The sequence below is a fragment of the Micromonospora sp. D75 genome (assembly GCF_018070405.1).
Taxonomy (GTDB): Bacteria; Actinomycetota; Actinomycetes; order Mycobacteriales; family Micromonosporaceae; genus Micromonospora; species Micromonospora chalcea.
In genome coordinates this window covers 1-3172 of record NZ_JAGPXV010000660.1, presented here as the reverse complement: position 1 = coordinate 3172, position 3172 = coordinate 1, and the positions used below count along the sequence as shown (strand labels likewise).

At 74.9% G+C, this 3172-nt stretch carries 2 protein-coding genes and 2 pseudogenes; 1 reads left to right on the top strand and 3 read right to left on the bottom strand.

Features of this window, described 5'->3' with window-relative positions:
- Window positions 1-1311: pseudogene (locus KBX39_RS27265) on the bottom strand (transposase); the annotation flags it as partial.
- Between the two features lie 40 nt (window positions 1312-1351).
- Window positions 1352-2341, bottom strand: coding sequence for a hypothetical protein (locus tag KBX39_RS27260; RefSeq protein WP_064447625.1), 990 nt, complete (start codon window positions 2339-2341; stop codon window positions 1352-1354).
- 115 nt (window positions 2342-2456) lie between these two features.
- Here KBX39_RS27260 and KBX39_RS27255 point away from each other — a divergent pair, with 115 nt between their 5' ends.
- Window positions 2457-2798: a PadR family transcriptional regulator gene (locus tag KBX39_RS27255; protein ID WP_043326746.1), complete on the top strand. Its 342-nt coding sequence runs from the start codon at window positions 2457-2459 to the stop codon at window positions 2796-2798.
- A gap of 48 nt (window positions 2799-2846) precedes the next feature.
- On the opposite strand, the pseudogene KBX39_RS27250 reads toward KBX39_RS27255, so the two are convergent.
- Window positions 2847-3172, bottom strand: a pseudogene (locus KBX39_RS27250) (hypothetical protein); the annotation flags it as partial.

Genomic DNA, 3172 nt, shown 5'->3' with positions numbered 1-3172 from the left:
TCCGCCGGTCGGCTCGGGCCGGGACGGCGGCGCGGAGGCCGGACGGCCCAGCGAGGCAGCCGGAGCCACGGGAGTCACCGGGGCCGGAGCGACCGGCGGAGGCGTGACCGGGGCGGGAGCGACGGGTGGCGGGGCGAGCGGCCGGGGCGTCGTCGTGGCGGCCGGGCCGGAGACCGGCTCGGGCCGGCCGCGGCGCCCGCCGGGAATCGGCTCCGGGCGGCTGCGCCGTCCGGCCGGCTCGGGTGCGCCGGCCGGCTCGGGACAACCACGGTGTGCCGGCTCGGCGGCCGGCTCCGGCTGGACCGGCCGCACCGCGCGCAGGTCGGTGGCCGGGGCCAGCTCGTCGACCTGCTCACCGCGTCGGGCGGCGGCCCGGCGGCCGGTGGCGGGCGCGGGAGCGGGAGCGGTGCGTTCGGCGAGCGCGCCCACGAGCGCGTCGCATCCGGCGTCACAGGTCCGGACCGAGGCGACCGCCTGCCGTACCGTCTCGGCGACGGCGGCGGTGAGCGTCCGGTTGACGGTGGCCCGCCGGGGTGTCTCGGAGATGGCGACCCGCAGCGCGGTCACCGCGTCGGAGATGTCGCCCGCGTCCGCCAGACCCTCGGCGGCCAGCTGCGCGACCACCGCGTCGGCGGTCAGCCCGCCGTCGCGGCCACGGGCCGCGGAACCGGTGAGCATCCCCGGCTCGGGCAGCGCGTCGAGAACCGCGAGGGCGACCCGGTCCGCCGGGTCCGGATACGCGCGCAGCGCGGCCGGGTAGAGCTCGCGGAGCACCTCGCGCAGCGTCACCGCGGCCGAGTGCCGGCCGCTCGCCAGCGCCGCGTGCGCGGCCAGGACCTGCGTGTATCCGGCTAGCTCACGCGGCGCCGGGAGGGTCACCGCGGAGAGCGCGCCGGCCTGCAGCGCGCGGGCCAGCCCGACCGCGCGGCGCTCGGCGGGCGGGGACTGCATCTCCTCCAGGGAGTCGTCGTCGGCGAAGCGCTCGGCGAAGTCGTCGACCGAGTCGTCGTCGGCGATCGCCAGCGGACGGCCGGCGGCGCTCAGCAGCGAGGTGACGATGTGGTCGTCGCTGTCCGCGGCGATGGCCGCGCCGCTCGGACCGCCGGACCGCTCCACCAGCAGCGCGACCAGCTGGGCGTACCCGGCGGCCTCGTCGGCGATCTCACAGACGTGCAGCAGACGGCCTGCGTCGTCGACCACAGCGGACGTCAGCGTCGTTCCGGCCGAAGCCGTTCGGTCGGCCGGATCTGCCGAGGCCAGACCGCAGTACACGCGCACGAGCGCCACGGCGTCGTCCTCCTCCCGGGACACAGGTCTTGCTCTGCCAGAGACTGATGCTCCCCGCTCCGGGTCAGTCGCGCCAGTCCACAACCGCAGAGATCTTGCCGACAATGGTGCGCCAACCCAAACTTGCGGTTTGTGCCCCGATTTTCTTCAGCCGGCGCCGACCCAGGAAACCACCGATTCCGCCGTTGACGGAAGCCCGCAGCGCCTCGTCCAGATCGTCCAGGCTCGAGCCGGCGGAGAGCATGTCCAGCACGGCCGGTAGCCGCAGCGCGTACGCCAGGTCACGGGCGATCTCACCAGCTTCGATGAGTAGCTCGTGGTCCCATGCGTCGTGGCCGCCGCGCAGGTTCTCCACCACCAGGTCGAGTTCGTAGGTGTCCTCGTCCAGCGGGGCGATGTCGGCCGGTTCCAGCCGTTCGGACAATTCATTCCAGCTGTCCAGTTGGGACAGGTCGTTGGGCGCGCCGGAACGGATGAAAGAGACCAATGACTCCGGGGTCTTGAACAGCAGGAGCCGGCCCTTGTGGGTGAGGAAGACCGGCACCTCCTCGTCGCCCGCGGCGTCCTCGTCCTCGTCGTCGTCCTCTTCGTCCTCGGACTCGGCCTTGTCCTCGGTCGCGTCGTCGTCCGCCTCGCCCTTGCGGCGCCCCTTGGCGGCCTTCTCGGCCTTGTCGTCGTCCTCGTCGTCCTCCTCGGCGGAGAGGGCGGCGAACTCCTCGTCGAGGATCACCACCTCCTCGTCGTCCTCGGTCTCGACGACCTGGCGGCGGGCCAGGAAGGGGTCGTCCTGGTCGCGCTCGGCGACGTCGGTCGGGGTCAGCTCGCGCGCCGGCCGGTACGCCCGCAGCGTGAAGCCGGTGCCGGCGGGCAGCGCGATCTCCACCGGGTCGATCCGCACCTCGTCCCAGAGCGCGCGGTCCGCCGGCGGGCGGTCCGCCTCGACCTCGTCGGCTGCGGCGGGCGCGTCGGTGTCGTCGAGCTCGGGCTCGTCGGCGTCGGGCCGTTGGGGCGACTGGCGGGCCACGCTGACCTCCGTGTGCGTTCGGTTGCCCACCCGGCGGCGTCGCGCCGCCGAGTGACTCTGCGCACATACCCTAGTGGGCGAACCGTTGCGGCCGGGAGCCGCACCCCTTGGCGTTCCGGAGGATCGACAAGTAGCGTTGCTACGCATGAAGGCGCAGGCGCTGCACGGACACCTCGACGCGCTGCTGCTCGCCGTGCTGGAACAGGGCCCGCGACACGGCTACGCGATCATCGAGGCGTTGCGTGCCCGCAGCGGCGGGACGCTGGACCTGCCCACCGGCACCATCTATCCGGCGCTGCGCCGGCTGGAGCGGGCCGGGCTGGTGGCGAGCACGTGGAGCACAGTCAACGGCCGGGAACGCCGCACCTACGAGCTGACCGAGGCCGGTGGCCGGGCGCTGGTGGGGGAGCGGGCCGGCTGGCGCGAGTTCAGCGCCACCGTCGGCCGGTTCCTCGGGGCGGACGAACCGCCCACGGCCCCGGCCTGAACCCCGCCGGCCGGACCGGTGGGCCGGCCGCTCGGGCGGCCGACCGGCTCAGCCGGCCAACCGCCGCTCGGCGAGCACCCAGCAGCGGGCGGCCCGGACCAGTGCGAACCAGGCCGCGGACACCACCGTCGCCCCGATGATCATCGGCGGCCAGGTGAGCGCGGCGTCCCACAGCCCGACCGACCAGCCGAACAGCGCGCCGCCGGCGGTCACGCCGAGCGCCAGGGCGCCGGTCAGACCGAAACCGATCAGCCGGGCCGGACGGACGAGCCGGGGCGACCCCCACCGGGCGGTGAGCGGGCCGACGAGCAACGCGGCCAGCGCCAGCGCGGCGATCACGCCCCAGATGACGTTCAGCCCGGCGGAGAGCAGCA